Origin of the sequence: Corynebacterium mendelii, assembly GCF_017307055.1 — a bacterium.
In the GTDB taxonomy this organism is placed as follows: Bacteria; Actinomycetota; Actinomycetes; order Mycobacteriales; family Mycobacteriaceae; genus Corynebacterium; species Corynebacterium mendelii.
The window spans coordinates 10,615-28,957 of sequence record NZ_JAFLEQ010000018.1; the positions used below are offsets into that span (position 1 = coordinate 10,615).

Annotated in this window: 16 protein-coding genes and 1 pseudogene; 8 read left to right on the forward strand and 9 right to left on the reverse strand. The window is 56.4% G+C overall.

Annotation, left to right across the window (positions count from 1 at the left end; genetic code table 11):
• The 5 genes and pseudogenes from JZY06_RS11865 to JZY06_RS11885 form a co-directional block, all read left to right on the forward strand.
• Positions 1-326: pseudogene (locus tag JZY06_RS11865) on the forward strand (hypothetical protein); the annotation flags it as partial.
• Between the two features lie 182 nt (positions 327-508).
• A complete protein-coding gene (locus JZY06_RS11870) occupies positions 509-2,041 on the forward strand; it encodes a glycosyltransferase (protein WP_207279786.1) in 1,533 nt (510 codons plus the stop codon).
• Positions 2,038-2,919, forward strand: coding sequence for an ABC transporter permease (locus tag JZY06_RS11875; protein ID WP_207279787.1), 882 nt, complete (start codon positions 2,038-2,040; stop codon positions 2,917-2,919). Before JZY06_RS11870 ends, JZY06_RS11875 begins: the two co-directional genes overlap by 4 nt.
• Positions 2,912-3,781 carry an ABC transporter ATP-binding protein gene (locus JZY06_RS11880; RefSeq protein ID WP_207279788.1) on the forward strand — a complete coding sequence of 290 codons (870 nt, stop codon included), beginning with the start codon at positions 2,912-2,914 and terminating at the stop codon, positions 3,779-3,781. The genes JZY06_RS11875 and JZY06_RS11880 overlap by 8 nt, the downstream gene beginning before the upstream one ends.
• Positions 3,781-4,518 (forward strand): DUF6270 domain-containing protein, encoded by a 738-nt coding sequence (locus tag JZY06_RS11885; RefSeq protein ID WP_255568641.1) that lies wholly within the window; start codon positions 3,781-3,783, stop codon positions 4,516-4,518. Before JZY06_RS11880 ends, JZY06_RS11885 begins: the two co-directional genes overlap by 1 nt.
• A 173-nt stretch (positions 4,519-4,691) precedes the next feature.
• On the opposite strand, the gene JZY06_RS11890 is transcribed toward JZY06_RS11885, so the two are convergent.
• The 7 genes from JZY06_RS11890 to pheA all read right to left on the reverse strand — a co-directional run bounded on the left by JZY06_RS11890 (position 4,692) and on the right by pheA (position 12,445).
• A complete protein-coding gene (locus JZY06_RS11890; RefSeq protein ID WP_207279790.1) occupies positions 4,692-7,331 on the reverse strand; it encodes a bifunctional glycosyltransferase/CDP-glycerol:glycerophosphate glycerophosphotransferase in 2,640 nt (879 codons plus the stop codon).
• A gap of 8 nt (positions 7,332-7,339) precedes the next feature.
• Positions 7,340-8,365 (reverse strand): glycosyltransferase family protein, encoded by a 1,026-nt coding sequence (locus tag JZY06_RS11895; protein WP_207279791.1) that lies wholly within the window; start codon positions 8,363-8,365, stop codon positions 7,340-7,342.
• Entirely contained in the window at positions 8,358-9,044 is a 687-nt protein-coding gene (locus JZY06_RS11900) for a hypothetical protein (RefSeq protein WP_207279792.1), read from the reverse strand. Before JZY06_RS11900 ends, JZY06_RS11895 begins: the two co-directional genes overlap by 8 nt.
• Before the next feature lie 226 nt (positions 9,045-9,270).
• Positions 9,271-9,681, reverse strand: coding sequence for a hypothetical protein (locus JZY06_RS11905; RefSeq protein WP_207279793.1), 411 nt, complete (start codon positions 9,679-9,681; stop codon positions 9,271-9,273).
• A 134-nt stretch (positions 9,682-9,815) separates the two neighbouring features.
• Entirely contained in the window at positions 9,816-10,241 is a 426-nt protein-coding gene (locus tag JZY06_RS11910) for a hypothetical protein (RefSeq protein ID WP_207279794.1), read from the reverse strand.
• A gap of 364 nt (positions 10,242-10,605) precedes the next feature.
• A complete protein-coding gene (locus JZY06_RS11915; protein ID WP_207279795.1) occupies positions 10,606-11,313 on the reverse strand; it encodes a histidine phosphatase family protein in 708 nt (235 codons plus the stop codon).
• A 145-nt stretch (positions 11,314-11,458) separates the two neighbouring features.
• Positions 11,459-12,445: a prephenate dehydratase gene (gene pheA, locus JZY06_RS11920; RefSeq protein WP_207279824.1), complete on the reverse strand. Its 987-nt coding sequence runs from the start codon at positions 12,443-12,445 to the stop codon at positions 11,459-11,461.
• A gap of 40 nt (positions 12,446-12,485) precedes the next feature.
• Between pheA and JZY06_RS11925 the strand changes: the two genes are divergently transcribed.
• The 3 genes from JZY06_RS11925 to JZY06_RS11935 all read left to right on the forward strand — a co-directional run bounded on the left by JZY06_RS11925 (position 12,486) and on the right by JZY06_RS11935 (position 16,015).
• Positions 12,486-13,799, forward strand: coding sequence for an amidase family protein (locus tag JZY06_RS11925; RefSeq protein WP_207279796.1), 1,314 nt, complete (start codon positions 12,486-12,488; stop codon positions 13,797-13,799).
• The gene (locus tag JZY06_RS11930; RefSeq protein ID WP_207279797.1) at positions 13,796-14,596 is read left to right on the forward strand and encodes a CPBP family intramembrane glutamic endopeptidase; all 801 of its coding nucleotides are present in this window, start codon (positions 13,796-13,798) and stop codon (positions 14,594-14,596) included. The genes JZY06_RS11925 and JZY06_RS11930 overlap by 4 nt, the downstream gene beginning before the upstream one ends.
• Before the next feature lie 75 nt (positions 14,597-14,671).
• A complete protein-coding gene (locus JZY06_RS11935; RefSeq protein WP_207279798.1) occupies positions 14,672-16,015 on the forward strand; it encodes an LCP family protein in 1,344 nt (447 codons plus the stop codon).
• 129 nt (positions 16,016-16,144) lie between these two features.
• Here JZY06_RS11935 and JZY06_RS11940 read toward each other — a convergent pair whose 3' ends face one another.
• Both JZY06_RS11940 and JZY06_RS11945 read right to left on the reverse strand, forming a co-directional pair.
• Positions 16,145-17,059, reverse strand: a complete 915-nt coding sequence (locus JZY06_RS11940; RefSeq protein WP_207279799.1) for a DUF5926 family protein — start codon at positions 17,057-17,059, stop codon at positions 16,145-16,147.
• Positions 17,060-17,219: 160 nt separating this feature from the next.
• Positions 17,220-18,005, reverse strand: a complete 786-nt coding sequence (locus JZY06_RS11945; protein WP_207279800.1) for a glycerophosphodiester phosphodiesterase — start codon at positions 18,003-18,005, stop codon at positions 17,220-17,222.
• Positions 18,006-18,343 lie beyond the last annotated feature (338 nt).

Here is an 18,343-nt window from a genome sequence, read left to right on the forward strand (position 1 = left end):
ATACCGTCTTGGTCCATCTGGAATCGTGGACCCCAATGGAGTACACGATCCCCTCCAAGCTCTTCGAAATCATGTGGGCGGAAAAACATGTCACTGCTTCAGTTGCCGGTGAAGCCGCCGACATCGTCAAAGAATCGGGCATCGGTCACGTCGTAACCCCCATGAATCCGGAAGAACTCGGTGCATTGTGGTTCAGGCTGTTCCACAACCGTCAACTTCTTGAAGTAGACGGTCGCGGGGAGGACTGGTTCCGGAGCGGCCCCACCCTGGAAGATCTCACCGAACGATGGATTACCACAGTTGATTCCGTGAGGAAAAAAGCCTGATGTCGCACACAGCTTTCAGGTTCCGGCAGCTTTGTTGTCTTGTAACCGCTGCCATCGGCATGTTTCTCACGGACCCGCTACACACATCCCTGCTTGCCTCCCGGCGACTGCCCAAAAGGCTCAGAAGCACAGCAGTCCGGGGAATCCGCACTACCGGATGCATCCTGCCGGGAAAATCAACGGTGGCCAGCGCGCTAGCCGACTTTATCTCCGATAACCCGCAGGATGCGCGAGAGAAGCTCTCGGCAACACGAAACTCGGGAATAATCCGGGATGCGCTTTGCGTGGCGCTCGATATCACTGACACTCCGCTTCGCAGGCAAAGCAAAGCCCGGCAACTGTGGCGGCTTGGCGACTGGGAAGCAGCGCTGGAGCTAGCCCAGGGACGGCTACGACAACATATCACCGATGAACGGGAAACAATCACCCATGGCATCGATCGCATCGCAGCTCTCCCTCGCAGCTCCGGGACAATCCCCAGCAGTAAACCAACTGGAGTGATCTACTCCCTAACCAATTCCCTGCCATCATCAACAGCGGGCTATGCTCAACGCTCCCACCAGTTACTCAAAGCAGTGACACAACAAGGCATAGATGTCACAGCATCGACCCGCCCCGGATATCCGGTGATCATCGGCAAGCTGGCCTCCAACGAAGCGTTTTGTCTCAACGGAGTGATGTACCGGCGAAACATGCCGTGGATCATGCCGACAAAAGTATCGCAGAAGATTCGTCTTGAGGCAGACCGGATTGTAGAGCTTGCCCGCCGCAATAATGCTGGTGTCCTGCACTGTACAACGGACTGGGTCCACGGGTTGGCAACATTCGAAGCAGCCCGGCGAACAGGACTCCCGTGGATTTACGAAATGCGCGGACAGCGCGAAGACACGTGGCTGACTCAGTTTCCGGATTCTCTGATTCCTCGGTGCGAGACGAGCAGCCGATACAAATCTTTGAGGAGAATCGAAACCCAGCTTGCCACGGCTGCCAATGCGGTCATTGTCCTGTCTGAAGTTCAAAAAAAAGAACTGGTTGAAAGAGGCGTAGACAACCGGAAAGTCGCCGTCGTACCCAACGGAGTCGAAGAGACCCTCATCAACCACCCCCGGGACAAAGCCACGTCCCGCCAAAGCCTGAGCCTTCCGACAGACGGGTTCATCTACGGAACGGTGAGTTCCGTAGTCGCGTATGAAGGCATTGATTTACTTGTTCGGATACTTCCCCGTGTTCTGGAAGAGGTTCCGACAGCCCACCTAGTTATTGTTGGGGACGGCTCCGCCCTGCCTTCCCTGAGAAAAATGGCTGACCAACTGCGGGTTCATGAACACATCACTTTTGCCGGAGCTGTCCCGTACGAAGAAACGCCCTCCTGGTATGCGAGCTTCGATGTCTTCTGCATTCCGCGGATCGATTCTCGGGTCACCCAAACAATCACACCCTTGAAATCAATTCCTGCTCTTGCTTGTGGCGTGCCAGTTCTTGCCAGCAATCTGTCAGCATTACGGGAGATCACTCCCCCAACCGAACGGCAGTGGCTTCTTCCACCCGACAATGATTCGGTTTGGTCCGATCGGCTGACTACGATGGCTGTGGAACCACTATCAGAATCCACCAGCCAGATCTGCAGAGCATTCGCACAGCTGCGGATCTGGAAACAATCCTCACGCGCGCTTACCGAAATTTACGAACAATTGGGACACATGGAGGTCTTATGATCAGAGCATCCGAGAACCCTTCCCGTTCCAGCTCTAGGGGCGCTACTGAAGCTGGTGAGCTCAAACCTGTTATCGGTCGCCCCCCTTTGCGCATCTACTTAAGGCAGCTGTGGCAGCGCCGCTATTTCATTCTTGCTGAATCTCGAGCGAAAGCTTTTTCTCAAACAAGAAATATGCTTCTCGGCCACGTTTGGCTAATCCTCAGTCCTCTTTTAGACGCCGCGGTGTACGGACTTATCTTTGGGCTTCTATTAAAAACGTCCAGAGGTATTGACTATTTTGTCCTCTACCTCTTTGTGGGTATCACTTTCTTCGGCATGATTTCCCAATCGGTGGGGGGAGCAGTCGGTCTTATACGCTCGCGAAAGAACATTATCAAAGCTTTTTCATTCCCACGCGCCGCGCTGGTACTTTCCTTTAGCCTCCGGCAAGTCATAGATGCAGTGCCGCAGATTTTAGTCGCGGCCTTGGTCGTTGCTTTTTTCCCGAATGGGCCAGGCTTACATCCGGCAGTTCTTTTATCGCCTTTCGTTTATCTGCTGATGATTATATTTGATGCCGGTTTATCTTTCTTTTCAGCTTGGCTCTCTGATATTATCCCGGATGCTAAAATACCGATCAACTACGCAATTCGTTTTTGGTTTTTCGCTTCCGGTATCTTCTTCAATATTGACCACTTCATCCACGATTCAATGTGGCTAAAAATACTGCATTCCAATCCTGGCTACATCATTTTGGATATGATGCGAGGCTGTTTAATCTACGGAAAATACCCGCCCCAGGGACAATGGGTTCTTCTGACCGTTATCGCGGTGTCAACTTTCATCATTGGGTTCCTGTGTTTTTGGTCGAGAGAGGTGAAATACTCCCGTGGCTAACAAAGTCCTATATTCCAATTCGCAGGAATCATTGCGGGTCACAGACGTCTCTGTTGTCTACAAAACTCCTTCCACCAACCATGTGACCCGGGCAGCTAAGCTCCAGGCAGCTATGGGCCTTATCCCTCAGGTCAACGTCCGCGCGCTACATCATGTGAGCCTGAGCGCCCATACCGGGGAGGCTATCGGTGTTCTGGGGCTCAACGGCTCAGGAAAATCAACACTAATGAGAGCCATGGCCGGTTTAGAGGCGCCAGAAACCGGTGAGATTCTAGCCTCCAGCCAACCAATGCTGCTTGGCGTTTCCGCGGCATTGGAGCCATCACTGTCAGGTTTACAGAACATCAGGTTGGGTTGTCTTGCAATCGGAATTCACCCTGATCAACTCGACGAGGCCGTCGCCGAAATTGTCGATTTTATTGACATTGGAGATTCCATTTACTTACCGATGGCCACTTATTCTTCCGGTATGTCCGGTCGCCTCCGATTTGCCATTGCGACCGCAGCGCGCTCAGATATTCTCCTCATTGACGAGGCAATGTCCACCGGCGATGCGGCTTTCGTCAAGCGCTCTGAAGTAAAGATGAAAACCATGCGGGAAAATGCTGGCACCATGTTTCTGGTCTCCCACGCAGCACAGACAATTGAAAAAATGTGTACCCGTGCGGTGTGGCTCCATCATGGAGTAATGATCGGCGATGGGCCAGCTCGTGAGCTTGCCCGAGAATACAGGCAGTGGGCTTGGCATCTGGCTCAAGACAAGCCCGAAGAAGCCGCCGAAATGATGAGGGAACGCCTATCTGAGCTCCCAGAAGATACGCGGGGCTACCTCGAGAAAATCGAAAATAGAAACAACTCTTAATGACAGACTTAAAGCTAGCTATCTACGGATCTTGTGTGTCCAGGGACACCGCGGAGTTTATGGCTCCAGCTTGGAAGGTACACAAGTACATTGCCCGACAGTCCCTCATCAGCGCTGGCACAATGGTTGAGTATTCAGCCCTTGGGCTTAAGGATCCAGCCCCCAGTTTCAATTACCGTGTACTTGTCGAAGATGCAGCAGGTAGCTTGTACCGGGATTTGGCAGAATATACGGAAATGGACGTGCTTTTGTGGGATCTCACCGACGAACGATTGGGCGTCTATGACATGGGCAACGATCGTTTTATTACGAAGTCAATCGAGATGCCAATCGGCGAGGACTTCGATTTTATGCCGACAGGGGCGATTCAGCACATCCCTTTCGGTACCGATGAGCACTTCCAGTTGTGGAGCAAAAAACTCAATATCTTCAGCGAATTTCTGGATAAACACGGCTTCACCCCCAAAACCCGCTTGATCAATCCGATGTGGGCTTACGAAACAGCTGAGGGAGAGCAGACCCCGCCAAGTTTCAATACAACAGCAACTCACGCAAACATATTGTTCTCCCGGTACCTCGAGCAAGTCGATGAGCACACCGGGATACAAGTGATCACCCCTCCAGAAGAACTCTGCAAAGCAGAGGCTTCACACAAGTGGGGACTGGCCCCCTTCCACTATCATGCCCCGCTCTACCAGTGGTTTGGCCAGCACATCGAAGAATCCTTCACCAGATAACAGAAGACAGATTATCCCAGACTCATCCCGCAGTGGCATTCCGTTTTGATCTGATAGAACAGCACGCCCTGGACTTTGCGGCTGAGCTAGAACAAGTCGTGGTTACCACCGCAGCGCGTTTTCGTTCCAAATCCTTTTCTGCTAGAAAAATATGAAGCCAGCTTTAAATAGGCCTAAGAATTAGCAGAATTACCTGCTGTTCTAGCGATAATAGCCGCATAGAGCCGCTCGCAAGCAAGCCCATCGTAGCGCCCGAAACGCTCATCGAAGGTTCTACGCCTCAAAGCAGCGTTCACAATCTTCTCAACAGCTTGGTCGATACTTTCCACCACGATGGCTCCCGGTAAGGCTGCTTCTTCATCCGCTGGACAGGCCGGTTTCAACACAATAAGTGAAGCTCCGACTAACGCAGCATCACCAACTGCTGACGATTTGTCAGTGACGGCGACGGCTGTCCTTGCCAGCAGCTCGGCGATCTCGACACCGGCAACGGTTTCTATCCCTATTCTGTCCAGGACATCTGCAACTGCCAGTGGGTAGACAGGGTGTACAACGAACGTTACATGCCCCTTCAAATGGTCAGTATTTTCGAGAATATTGAACAGCTGAATCCACGGTGCCAGTTTCGGTGAGCTTGTAACTGCCTGTGTGAGAGCTTCGACGCACTCATCAGAATTCTCATGGCCGGAAAAAGAATCCAGGATTTCCTCGATCTCATCACGGAGCTCAGGTATCCAGGTCGGAGCAATCGCGATTATTTCGGGATCGGATTTCTGCGCCCTTTCAACAAGCAGGTCGTGCCGCGGAAGACCGGTCATAACTACCTCCCGGTTCGTCAAAACGTACGGTGAGCCATCCGCTACTATCCTCGCTGTTTCTTCCGGGGTCGATGTCACCATCAAATCGATTCGCTTCGGATTCAACAAGCGACTGTGATCGGCTCTGAGAACACCATGCTGCAGAAATACGATGAGCTGATCATCTCTTTTCACTTTGCCTTTAACAAAACACTCAACCAGCTCAGGAACAGACAGGTCAGATGCCGCCAGTACATCTGCTTCGGTGACAATCTGCTGGAAAGCAGAGGTGTCTGCGATGTCCAGAAGTCTGAAGCCTTCGCGGTTCAATCGCCCCCAGGCTTCGCTGTCACGTCCCACGGCAAACCGGAGATCAATGTCGTTTCCATGCTCACGGAGAAGCCAGTGGGCAAAAGCTTCCCCATTGTCACCAGCTGTGTAATGCCGGTCCAAGAGTAACCAGAGCTGTTTTCCATCGACTCCAGACCAGGATAATCGTTGCGGCCTTGTCCTTTCGGTTCTCCGCAAGAAAGAAATCGAGTTCTTGGCCTTCTTCTCGAGGACTCGGACCGCCGGTGTTTTTCGGATATTCCGTTTCGCCCGCCCCAGCTGAAATCTGGCAGCCTTGGCCGTCTTGCCAAGGATTCGAATGACAGGACGCTGTGAGTAGAGCGTTCGGGTGAATCCATCCATAACCGGCTGCCCCAATTCGGTTGGTGGCTTCAAAAATCCCCTGTATCTGGAGACCTGAACAACAGCACCACCATAATCAGCCCAGTCAGGTAAAGGAGATTTTCTCCAGGTGATGTGTTCATCGACAGCCAATCCCCCGAAAAATGAATGCCGGACAACTTTATCCCAATTCGGGTTGCATGCAGTGCCTCCCAAAACCATCTGCCGCTTCGCATTAGGGGACGTAAACCAAGTGCATTTGCGCTCCCCATCTCCTAAACGTTCCCTATACACAACGATTTGCCGACTGACCAAGCCATCAACGGTTTGTGCAAGAACAGCACAACGTCGGTCCATGGACCAGGGGACGGCGGAAAATTCTTTGACCACAGCCGGGGTCAGACAGCGGGCCAAAGCTGTTAGACGCTGGCCACAGGCTTGCCGTACAGATTCGGGAAGTTGACGGGCAGGATGAACCACTCTTCTGTCTGCTTCCATATACCAGTGCAGTTCGTACATGATCATCCACTGGACCCACTGCGGCAGCTGACCATCGCTGTATCCCGGATAATGCGCACCACACCAACGGAAATATGCCTGGTCGAAGGGAAGGGTGTATTTTGCAGCCTGACTCCATGCAGATTGTGTCGCAGAAGTTCTGTCGCCGAAGGAGTACAGGTAGCTTGCACCGGCGACCAAGCCTATTGTTGTGCCGTTCTTCCTGAGGTATTCATGGACGAAATCCGCATCTTCGCTCCAGCGCAGAGTCGGATGGAATCGCTGTTTTAATGCCTGGCCAGTTCGCACCAGAGTCGAGGTGACACAGGAGGTGAACGCGGCCGGGTCATGGTTCAAATCTACGACACGAGAACCGTCATAAAACCGGTAGCGCAGCGGATGATTGTCGTTGATGGCACCGGTGGTGTCAACACGTTTTTGCTGAACCGACAGAAGCTGGATTTCCTTCGGATTGTCCACCGCAGCGAGAAAATCCGTGATCCCCGAAAGATAATCCTCTCCCCAGGCATCATCAGCATCGAGGAACCCAAGCCAGAATCCGCGGTCCTCGCCTGCGCCGTTGAGGAAAGAAGAACAGCAGTCCAATGCCGCGTTGCGTGCCGCGCCGGCGCTTTTGAAGTCGCCTGTTACGAAATGAATATTGGGGTGAACTCCATCATATTCACTGATCACCGATTCAGTGTTGTCACTGCTTTTGTCGACCGCCACGAAAATATCCACGGGGACAGTCGGAGGCTGGTTCAAGATCGAGTCGAGCGCACGGCCAATCGATCGCCCCGCATTTTTAGCCGGAACGATCACGCTGATGTGTTTGAAGGAATTCATATGCGCCTCTACAAGTTTGACACCAGCCGCGTGTAGCGTTGCGCTACTTGCCTTGCGTCATATCTATTGTAGAAATCACAGGCTACATCCAGCACCTGTTGACGAGAATCTTGCTGCTGGTGGTCGACGATAAAATCGACGGCTGCAGCAGGATCGTCAACCAATACGCAATCAGGATGGATCCAGTGCGCACCCGGCCAGGGCAAGATCACCGGCAACACTCCATGAACGGCACCTTCCACGGGAGCAACATGGAAGGATTCCTCATCGGACAACGAAAGCACAAATCCCAGGCTTCCCCAATGCTGATCCATAGCAGACCAGCCACGCCACCTGACTGATCCTTCCAATCCCCATTCACTGATTTTTTTAGTGCAGTCACTGAAGTAGTCGCGTTCTTCCGGATTAGACCACACCCAATCAACATCGTGTGGCTGTCGGCCAAACAGCTCAAGACAATAGCGTTCATCGTGCTCTTTCAGCACTTTAAGAATCCGCAACGCCCGGCGAAGTCCTTTCCGGGAGGGGACGGCACCAACCATGGCAATACGGAAACTCCTCGATTGGTCATACGGCTTGTCCGACTTCCACCCGTCCATGGCGATGGCATTGGGAAGAATCTGCACAATTTCCCGGGGGAGTCTGAAAGTCGACACTGCTCTTTCAAATGTCGGGCGCGAGACAACAATTACCTTGTCAATGGCATCACGATTGGGAAGAAAGCCATATTCCCGGGACAGCTCGAACAAGTGAACACGCACAATCAATTTTTGGTGCGCTGATTTGTTCCACGAATACCAGACTGCATTGCCCAGCATCCACTCACAGTGGATGATGTCCGCCCACTTGAGAAGCTCCAGAGAATGCTCCCGGTCATGTCCTTCCGGACCAGTCCAGTGATCGAAACGAATGACGAAATGCCGCTCAAGATAACCGATCATGGGTTCGATGAATTTCAGGTCATCCCCAGCGATCAACAAATGAGGGCGCCTTTGTCGGGTGGAAACTACAACGGGGCCGGAGCTGTCAACCATGAACCGACTCCAGCTCTAGCGCGGCAATAACCTCATCGACTTTAACAACGTGGCTAAAAACACGTGCCGCCGAATCCTGGAAGCTGGTGATGCACGCGACTAAGCCGGAGGTAAACAGCAATTCAGTCGAGGCGCTGCCGTCTAGAAGATGCTCACCGGCAACAACATGCACACCGGTTCCGAGATCCTCGTCAATCCACGTTCCCCATCGGCCCATCTTCTGTGGGGAAAGGACGAGAACCAATCTCCCCATGCGCTCTGAGCTGCTGTTGAAAAGGTCGATAGCCTCGCGGGCCTCCGCCTTCGAACTGACAACGATGGCGATATCAAGCCGTCCACTGCGATCATGTCGCGAACAGGAGTTCTCCCCCACTCCCCCATAGACCAGCGCTCTGCCCCTGTCATCAATTCGACGAAGTACCGGCGCAGCCCGACCAATCGTGTTAGTCAGCATCACGATATCCCGTTCAACCGTACCCACCCGCCGGGCTAACCCACGCAAAAACTTAACCACAAAAGGTGCGATGGCAACCACGCACAACAAAGCAACAAGATAGAAAAACACAGCTATCCATGCCAGGACTGCGTTACCTGATGTCGCGGCCAAAAGCGCAAAAGGGCCTGCTGCGAGAACAGACAACACCGAAACAGCTGCAACTATCGCATGTGATCGTTTCATCATCAGTCACCATTTACACAAACCAGAAATCCCTCGGGCTACCGAGAAAACGAGGGTAGAAAACATAAAAAGGTGGGCGCCCCACCAAATATGTGGAGCACCCACCTTTTGCGGTTACTCACTTAGAGCGACCGGGGGTTTGATCGTCGATCTGCTAGATGCTGGTTCTCCGGTTCCTTAACTAAAATCGTGCGGGAACAGGGTAACCACCTCTAGATGATCATCACTAGATGATGTAGCCCATGGCCTTCAGCTGGTTCATGACCGGCAGGTAGCCGATACCAATGACGGTGCCAATGACACCGAGAATGGTGACAACGTACCAAATCTGGGACCAGACAGGCTGGTCGCCGAAGTTCTTGTCCTGGCCAAGGAGATCCCGGCCGTACGCGTCTTGGGTAGCGTCGTAGCGCTTGCCCCACACAGAGGAGTTGGTGGGCTTGCTGCTGAACTCTTTGGCGTCGTCCTGGAGCAGATCGGTCTCGCAGTGCGGGTCACGGTCACCCAGCTCAACCTTGTCAAGGTCGAGAGTGTAGCCCAAGTCAGAGCACTTTTTCGGGTCGGGCTTTTTCTCACTGAACGATTCACGCTCGGAAGCCGGCTTGCCGTCCTTGATAACGTCGGACTGGCTTGCCATATCAGAATCAGTGGGTTCAGCGGCAAAGGCAGCGGTATTCAGGCCGGCGACCAGCGTAACAGCAGTCATACCGGCGATAGCAGCGTTGCGGAATTTACGCATTGTATATCTCTTTCGGGTCGTTGGTCGTCGGATTAGCGGGGGGACCAGGGGAGCATGCCGTTGGCAAGCAGGAAGTTGTAGGCCGGGAAGACCACGAGGCCCAGAATCGACCCGATGGCACCGATGTAGGTGACAGCCAGCATAGCCTTCGCCCACTTGGGCTCCTGCTTGTAGTCCTGGGTGCTGCCGAACAGACGGGCACCGTTGGCGGGCTGGTCAGCCTCAAGCACGCTACCGATGCGGGCAGAGAGGTTCTTGGCCCCACCTTCCCGCTTCTCGCCGTTCTTCATCTCTTTCGGAGGATTGACGATGTACTTCAGGTCTTTGCTGACCGACGAAGTGGACTTGTTGGAGTCCTTGTCGGTGGTGTTCTCGTTCGCGGTAGCGACATTGGCCGCGCCCAGAATCAGGGTGGCGGCGGTGGCGCCGGCGATGGCGGCGCGACGGATGGAGCGCATGTGCAAGCCTTTCAAAACTTAGGAAAATGCGTACGCAGCTAGTGGTAACAAGCTAGCAACATCATTGTGCAGTATCTGTTTATACGCAACGCGGCCCACCCCTGTTACAGGTCGACACGCCAGACCAATCAACGGATATCAACTCCCCGTCAACTATTTTTTAAGATACCGGGTGCGCCGATCACGTATTCATCGGCGTTTCAGCCGTCTGCATCACCACAGGCCAGGAACCTTAAAGACCATTGATAAGCAGCAATGCTGCTTATATCGGGGTAAACAACCGTGGCAGTGCGTGCCGTACTCCACCGCCTTTTCACGCGCCCCCTAAGCTCGCCCCCGTTTAGGGGTGCCACGCAGGAAATGCTCACTCGAGCATCGCTCCGTCACGCGTTGCCCACGACAGCAATGTCCATCGCCCAAATTCCTCGCCACGCGGCTCAATGACGGAAAACATGCAGTTATCCAGGTAATTCTCCACCAGGAAATTCGGGTCGGTGCCGGTGGATAAACAGGTGAAAACCCTGATCGCAGCACCGTGACTGACCACCACCAGGTCGCCATCGAGGGCTTGACCGGTGGAAGCGGTTAGTTTGTCCCGGATTTGCCTGCTGACTGCTCCGTAGTAGCGCGTGACGAACTCCCCGGTCGATTCGCCTCCGGGCACCCGTGCTGCGGGATCGTTGCGCATCATTTTCCCGAAGTGCTCCAAATACACGTCGAAAGCCTCCGCAGAGGACTGGTCCTCGTAGACTCCGGCAGAAATCTCTTTGATGCCTTCGATGGTTTCTGGCACAACACGCTCATCTCCGACAAGATCCGCTGCCCGGTTAAATTCCTGGGCGGCAAGGTCGGCGGTTTGCACCGCTCTCATCGCCTGCGAGTTGACCATTGCTTTCAGCCGTCCGGGATCACCGTTGCCCGCCGCGCACAGGGCGGCAAGATTTTTGCCTGCTATCTCGGCCTGTTTTCTGCCCTCGTCAGTTAAGGGACGTCCAGGAAGTGCGGTGTCGAGTTTTCGTTGCGTATTCGACGGTGTTTGTCCGTGCCTGAGAAGAATGATTCTTGAACCCACGTTTTTTCTTACACCTTTGCTGCGCGGTCGAGGCTGAAACTGTTACTGGCCACCCTACTGCAAGAAATCGGCTTCGCAGGGGTGCAAAAAGCAGAGCGGACAGCGGATACATCGGTTTGTTTCACACGGTGCGGTTGTTCACCGGCTAGCTGGCACGGCCTTTTCTGGCGGCTTCAAGCCACCGGCGGGCCTTGTCCTGTTTTTCCCGTACCACCTGCGGGGCAGGCACTGTTGGCGCATCCGGCTGAACGGCGCCGGTTTCTGTGTGCAACCCTTCTTGGGCATCGCCGGATGCCGCCGGCCACGATCCGAGGAACGCGATGTGGCTGCAGTGGGAATACAAAGCCATGAGGGCTTCACCGACCACCGGGTCATTGATGTGCCCCACCAAATCGGCATGGAAACGGTAGGTTCCCAGTCCTGTTCTGGTGGGACGGGATTCGATTCGTGTCAGATCCACTCCCCTGGAGGAAAATTCCGTTAAAGCCCGGACCAGGGAACCCGGTTTGTTGGGCAGGGTGAAAACCACTGCTGTTCTGTCGGATCCGGTGGGAGACGCTGGTGCGGCGGTTGCTCCGACAACCACAAAGCGTGTCCTGGCACCGGCGACATCGGCAACATTGTCGGCTAGTGGAACAAGCCCGAACAGTTCGGCTGCACGTGCCGGGGCTGCTGCCGCATCAACTTTTCCCTCGGCGACCATGCGCGCGGCCGCCGCGTTGGAAGAAGCCGGAATGTAGTCGGCTTTCGGGGCATGTTTCAACAGCCAGCGGGCCACCTGCTGCCGGGCCACAGGATGGGTGGCAAAACTGGTAATCGACGAGGCAGACATCTTCCTGCCGGCCATGATGGTGAAAGCAATGGTGATGTCTGTTTCCCCGAAGATTTGCACACCACCTTTGTCCGCCAGTGCGTCAAAGGTCGGTGTGACCGCCCCGTCAACGGAATTCTCGATCGCGACCACAGCAAAAGTGGCCCTGCCGTTTCTGACTGCGTCCAGTCCTGCTGCGGGACTGTCGACGGCACAAGGTTCTATGTCGTTGGAGGCAACACCGAAAAAACCGCTGTCGGCGAACGCGATGAGTGCTTGTTCGGTGAATGTTCCCTGCGGACCCAGGTAGGCGACGGTCATGGTCATGACACCACTGTATCGGCCGGTAGGGTTGGTCGATGTGACCATACCGACAACACACCGTTCACTGGCGGCCCAGGTGTCCGCTTTCGTCGACGGCAGCGGCGATCCTGTCGAATGTGTTGAGGCTTTCCTGGAAACGGCCCATGGTCTTGCCGCCAGTGACCACGGTTTTGCCCATATTGAAGCCGACAAGGCACTGGCCCGTGCCAGGATGCTGGTTGACAGGCGCGATCACTCGATGCAGCCGTTTCGCCCGGGAAGGTTGTTCGGGCTTTTGGTACCGGTCAAAGATCTCAGCGATGTGGCGGGAATACCCTCGGCCTACGGGGCTGTGTACCGCAGATGTTTCCCGCGCAACAACGATCGGACAGCCGCCGCCATTGTGGCAGCTGATGCCGTGGTGTGCGGGAAAACCCAGACCAGTGAGATGGGAATGAGCGCCTACACCGAACCGGTCGGCATGCCCGCAGTGGACAATCCTTTATGGCCCGGCCACACACCGGGTGGTTCCTCCGGGGGTGCTGCTGCAGCCGTCGCCCGACATCTGGTCAGTATGGCCCATGGCTCCGACGGTGGCGGGTCACTGCGTGTTCCGGCTGCCGCCACCGGCACTGTCGGTTTCAAACCGGCGCATGACACCACAGATGCCACACCCACAGCGCAGGGGTTTATCACCGCCACAGTTGCCGATGCGGCCTACGCCGCGGGTATTGCACTTGCCGACACTGACACATCAGCCGGGCATCCACCCGGGAAAGTAAAGCCGTTCAAGCCCGTGACTGTCGGTGTGACAACGACCCCGATACACGGTGACGGCACAGTCAGCCAGGTAATGATTGATGCTGTCGGCGAGGTTGCCGACCATCTGGCACGGCTGGGGCACACCATCGTTGATGCCCATCGGCCCTACGGGCAAGAAACATTCGCCGCTTTCGGTGATGTTCTGGCAAGCAAATGCAGCACGATCACAGGACCCTCCAGCCCGCTGGTCGCCTGGCTGACACGCAAAGGGCTGGATATGACAGCAGACCATCGTGCCCGCGCCGCACAGACGTTCATGGATGTCGCCGCAACCGTGGAAAACAGGTGGACATTCGATATTCTTCTTTCGCCGACGCTGGCCTGTGATCCACCGGCAATCGGGCATTTTTCAGCTCTTGCGCCCCCGGACGACTTTGCCGAACAAACCCGCTGGACACCGTGGGCGACCCTGTTCAACATGACCGGCAGAGCAGCGATCAGCATCCCCTGGCTTACCGGCACCCGCCCGGAACCTGTCGGTATCCATCTCGGTGCCGTGCACGCGAGCACGGAAACACTGCTCCGACTCGCCCGGCAGGTGCATCCATGAAGGTGAAACAACGTCTGTTCTTCTCAAAAACACCCGCTGATTCTGATGTGGCCGCAGCCAGTGGCAGGGCGAAAACACTCCTTGTTTTCGAAATCACCACCGTTTTACTGGTTACTTTCGGTACCTCGGGTATCCGTTCCGCCCTGCGGCTGATCAATGCGGCATTGCAGCCGGTGGCTTTGAACCAGCAGAAAGTCACCATCCATCCGCAGCAGTCATCTGTCTCCTGGCTGGATCTGTCGCTGCAGCTGTGTTCAGCCGGTGTGCTCATCGGCTGGGGCCTGTTGGGCTGGTATCTGCTGGCCAGGGACAAGCTATCGCCTCCCGGCCCCACAAGCCGGGATGTGCTGCGCGGGGCAGGCCTGGCGGCCCTGATCGGTCTTCCGGGGCTGTTGTTTTATGCAGCCGCCGTGCAGCTGGGTTTGAGCACGGTTGTCGCCCCCACCGGTTTGGCGAGAAGTTTCTACGAGTATCCGGTTCTTGTGCTGTTTTCTTTCGGCAATGCCTTCGCCGAGGAAACGGTGGTGGTCGCCTGGTTTATCACCAGACTCCGGCAGCTGAAATGCCCGACTGCCGGGGCTGTGGTTGCCGCCTCTGTCCTGCGCGGAAGCTACCACCTCTACCAGGGGTTCAGCGCCGGTATCGGCAATATCATCATGGGGCTTGTCTTCGGCGCCTACTACGCGAAAACCGGGAAACTGTGGCCACTGGTCATCGCCCATTTCCTCATCGATGCTGTCGCGTTCCTCGGCTACGCAGCACTCAAAGGCAACCTGGGGTGGCTGGGACTGGGATAAACCGGGACGGGGGAATCGGTCAACCTGCAAAAAGGAAAAAGCTGTAACACCGGCTGCTGACCTATCATGTAGCCCATGGATTCACGTGGACCCGATGGCGGCAGCAACCAGCATGCAGGATCCGATGATCCGGATATCTGGGCGCGTGACCGACATGGACAGATCATCTACGACCGTTTCGGCCGCCCGGTGAGAAAAAGGTCCGCCACAGTCAACAGACCTTCCCCCGAAACCACCGGGCCGACTGATCAGACCAGAATCCTTGATTCCCGGCGCGCCGGTCCACCACGCCCGGCGCAGCCTTCACCCGGCATGCCCCACCGGGGCAACCAGCCTTACCCGCCGGGCTACCGGCAGCACCAGCAGCCACCCGGCTATCCCCCTGCCGGACAAAACCCCGGCGCATATCCACCCGCCTACCGGCAGGCACCGGTTCCGCCGCCGGTACCGTCGGCCCCGCCGACCGGGTCGGCGCGGCCGACCCGGCGGCGCAGGCCGCGCCGCCGCCGGGGCTGCGGTTGTGGTTGTTTCAGCGGTATTGTGCTGCCGCTGGTGGTGATTGTTGCGCTGATCGTGGCGGGCATGCTGTATGTGGATGCGAGACTGCCACGGGTCGCGGCAACTCCCCCGCAGCGTATCGCCTCCACCTCCGGCACCAACTGGCTGCTGGTCGGTTCCGATTCCCGGCAGGGATTGACCGCGGAACAGGAACAGCAGCTGGGTACCGGCGGGGATTTGGGTTCTTCCCGCACAGACACCATCATGCTGGCCCATATTCCGCTCCGGGGGCAGCCCACACTGCTGTCGATACCGCGCGACTCCTATGTTGATATTCCCGGCTACGGGATGAACAAGATCAACGCATCCTTTGCTTTCGGTGGCCCGCAGCTTTTGGTGCAGACAGTCGAGGGCGCCACCGGGCTGCACATCGACCATTACGCGGAGGTCGGTTTTGGTGGTTTCGCGGGCATTGTCGATGCCATCGGCGGGGTGGAGATGTGTCTTGACCAGCCGATCGCCGATCCATTGGCCCACATTGATCTTCCCGCGGGCTGCCAGAAACTGGGTGGGCCGGATGCTTTGGGGTATGTGCGCTCCCGGGCGTTCCCCCGCGGGGATCTTGACCGGGTCGAACACCAGCGGGAGTTTTTCAGCGCCCTGCTGGACACAGCCACTTCCCCGGCAACCCTTCTCAACCCGTTCAGGTTCTTTCCGCTGATCAAACGCGGCATGATGTCGCTGACGATCGGCGCGGACGATCATGTGTGGAATCTGGCCCGGCTGGTGTGGGCCGTGCGTGGTGGCGTGGCCACCGAAACGGTACCGATCGCCGATATGGGTATGACCGATGTCGGCAGTGTTGTCTACTGGGACAATGAACAGGCAGGTGCCCTGTTTGCGGGCCTGGGCAGCCGGTGACCGGATACAGCCTGTAACCGGGTGAATTCGCAAAGCCGATAACTCTTAAAGCCCGGCCGCATCCTGGTGGATGCGGCCGGGCTTTAAGCACATGGTGGACGCACACGCCCCTGATGGGGCGGGGGTGGTCTAGCGGATGGTCACCTGCCGGGACTTGATGTTGTCGAGCTGTTTGCGCTCGTCGGCTGTCAGCTGCGCGTCGTTGCCGATTTCTTCGGTGATCACCTTGTCCAGGGCGGCAAGTTTCTCACCGTAGGAATCCCACGGTGTGGTGCGATCCAGGTCGAAGACCGGGACAATGATGCCGTGGGTGCGGAACACACCGGCGAATTTGGTGTCTTCCCCGAGGTTGAGTTCCCCCTTGGCCGCGATACGGGCCAGGGCGGTGAGCAGCTTGTCCTCGTCATCGGTACGGATCCAGCGGATATGGGCTTTATCGCCGGCATCGACCCACCAGCACACACCATTGACATCGGCTTCGACATGGTGGGAGGGAACAATCGAGTCGTTGGCCCGCTTGAGACCCTGGTCGATCTGAGCGTTGATATCGGCGTTTTCCGGCAGCCACCAGTTGAAGTCCTGGTGTTCCACCGGGGACAAGGTCTGGTCCGCGGCAATCAAGTCGGTGATTTTCGGCTGACTGCCGTCACTGGCGGTCGAGGTGAGAGTGGCACCGGGGGCGGCGTCTTTGACCCAGTTGAGGGCAAAAGCCAGGTCTTTGCCCGGATTGTGGGTCCGGTGCTGGACCTGCAGGGCCACATACCGTCCGGCACCGTGGGCCTCGGCCCGCACCAGTGCGGCTACCGCACCGGGCAACACGGTGCACAGGTTCACCGGCTCATCGAGTCCTTCAACTTTCAGTTCCGCGACTGCCGAGGGAACGAATTCCTGCAGTGCCACAAGATCAGCTTCCATGGCAAGCCCCTCGTAGGGACGGGCTTCGGGGGTAAGGGCCGCACGCTCTGCTGCGCGGGCCGCGAGCTTGGCCTGACGGCGGCTCATCCCCTCGGGAAGTGGTTCTTTGTTCTTTCGCTTTTTGGCCATGCCTAAAAGATACCTGCCCGCATTGAAGGTCGATAACATTACCCGTGGTTTAAAAAACGATCCGGGAAAAGCGCATTCACCGGCCGGACCACCTGCCGCCCTTGGACACAGTGGCATACGCACCCCGGCGCGGCGCATCCGTGAAGAAGCGGTGATGGCGCTACAGCTTTGCAACACCGTCAATGGTGGCGGCTTTGCCGGGATAGTCGGTGGCGATCCAATCGATTCCCCGGGCCACCGCCCACTCCATGGTGGGCATGTTTTTGAACGTCCACATGTAGCGGGGTTTGCGCAGCATCGGCAGCAACACCGGGTTTCGTCTGGCGGCTTCCAGGGACAATCCGACACCGGTGGGGCCGACCACAGAAAAAGGCACCCGGAAACTGTTCGGATACCAGTCACGGCGCAGGAAAAACCGTGGATTGCCCGGTGCCAGACGGTTCATCCGTGCCAGAGACACCGACGAAAAAGAGATGACAACCACTTTGTCGTTGTTGATCATTTTGTGGCGGGCCAGTTCGTCGGCGACGCGTTCCTCCAGCAGCCCGCCGAAGCGGCCCGGATGTTTGGTTTCGACGAACAGACGCCGCCCCTGCCAGTCACCGATGAAATCGAGCAGTTCATCCAGCGTCATGACTGTCTGCGGATGGTCCCGGGTACCGAAATTGTAGTCCCTCAGTTCATCCAGGGTCAGATTCGATACCCGTCCCCAGCCGTCGGATACCCGGTCAATGGTGGGATCGTGGATAACCACCGGGGTGCCGCAGCGGGTCAAGCGTACATCGCATTCAATGGCATGTGCCCCGGCCTGCAATGCCGTGGTGAAAGACAGCTCGGTGTTTTCCGGGCAGGTTCCCGCCGATCCGCGGTGACCGATGATTTTGGTGCCTTCGCTGATACGACCGGCCACGGTGTCATCCGGCCATGTCATGCTGCTTCTGGCCATCCCCAGGACTCCTCGAAAACTCGGTTTCTTCTGTGTTAGCCGGTAACGGCCCACTTAGTGCCGTCCGGTGTTCCGGTGCGGGTTGCTTTCCGGTTCACCGACCACACTAAACCCGGGGATGGATGATGCGACACCATCACACGGCTTCCGGGCGATAAATTCACCCGAAGTTTTTGGCCGGTTCATTCCACCGGAATCAATCGGACGGCGTGGCAACTTTCACGTCAACGTTGATGACACTTTCCCCGGGGTATAACCGGTGCACGGCATTTCGGTGACATCACACACCAACAACCGGGTTTTGATCACTTCTGCGGCTATTGTGACTGTCAATGCAG

Excerpts from the sequence above, each read along its gene's own strand:
- JZY06_RS11875 (WP_207279787.1), top strand. The coding sequence starts at position 2,038 with ATGATCAGAGCATCCGAGAACCCTTCCCGTTCCAGCTCTAGGGGCGCT.
- JZY06_RS11885 (WP_255568641.1), top strand. The coding sequence starts at position 3,781 with ATGACAGACTTAAAGCTAGCTATCTACGGATCTTGTGTGTCCAGGGAC.
- JZY06_RS11890 (WP_207279790.1), bottom strand. The coding sequence starts at position 7,331 with ATGAATTCCTTCAAACACATCAGCGTGATCGTTCCGGCTAAAAATGCG.
- JZY06_RS11895 (WP_207279791.1), bottom strand. The coding sequence starts at position 8,365 with ATGGTTGACAGCTCCGGCCCCGTTGTAGTTTCCACCCGACAAAGGCGC.
- JZY06_RS11900 (WP_207279792.1), bottom strand. The coding sequence starts at position 9,044 with ATGAAACGATCACATGCGATAGTTGCAGCTGTTTCGGTGTTGTCTGTT.
- JZY06_RS11905 (WP_207279793.1), bottom strand. The coding sequence starts at position 9,681 with ATGGCAAGCCAGTCCGACGTTATCAAGGACGGCAAGCCGGCTTCCGAG.
- JZY06_RS11910 (WP_207279794.1), bottom strand. The coding sequence starts at position 10,241 with ATGCGCTCCATCCGTCGCGCCGCCATCGCCGGCGCCACCGCCGCCACC.
- pheA (WP_207279824.1), bottom strand. The coding sequence starts at position 12,445 with ATGACCGTCGCCTACCTGGGTCCGCAGGGAACATTCACCGAACAAGCA.
- JZY06_RS11930 (WP_207279797.1), top strand. The coding sequence starts at position 13,796 with ATGAAGGTGAAACAACGTCTGTTCTTCTCAAAAACACCCGCTGATTCT.
- JZY06_RS11935 (WP_207279798.1), top strand. The coding sequence starts at position 14,672 with ATGGATTCACGTGGACCCGATGGCGGCAGCAACCAGCATGCAGGATCC.
- JZY06_RS11940 (WP_207279799.1), bottom strand. The coding sequence starts at position 17,059 with ATGGCCAAAAAGCGAAAGAACAAAGAACCACTTCCCGAGGGGATGAGC.
- JZY06_RS11945 (WP_207279800.1), bottom strand. The coding sequence starts at position 18,005 with ATGGCCAGAAGCAGCATGACATGGCCGGATGACACCGTGGCCGGTCGT.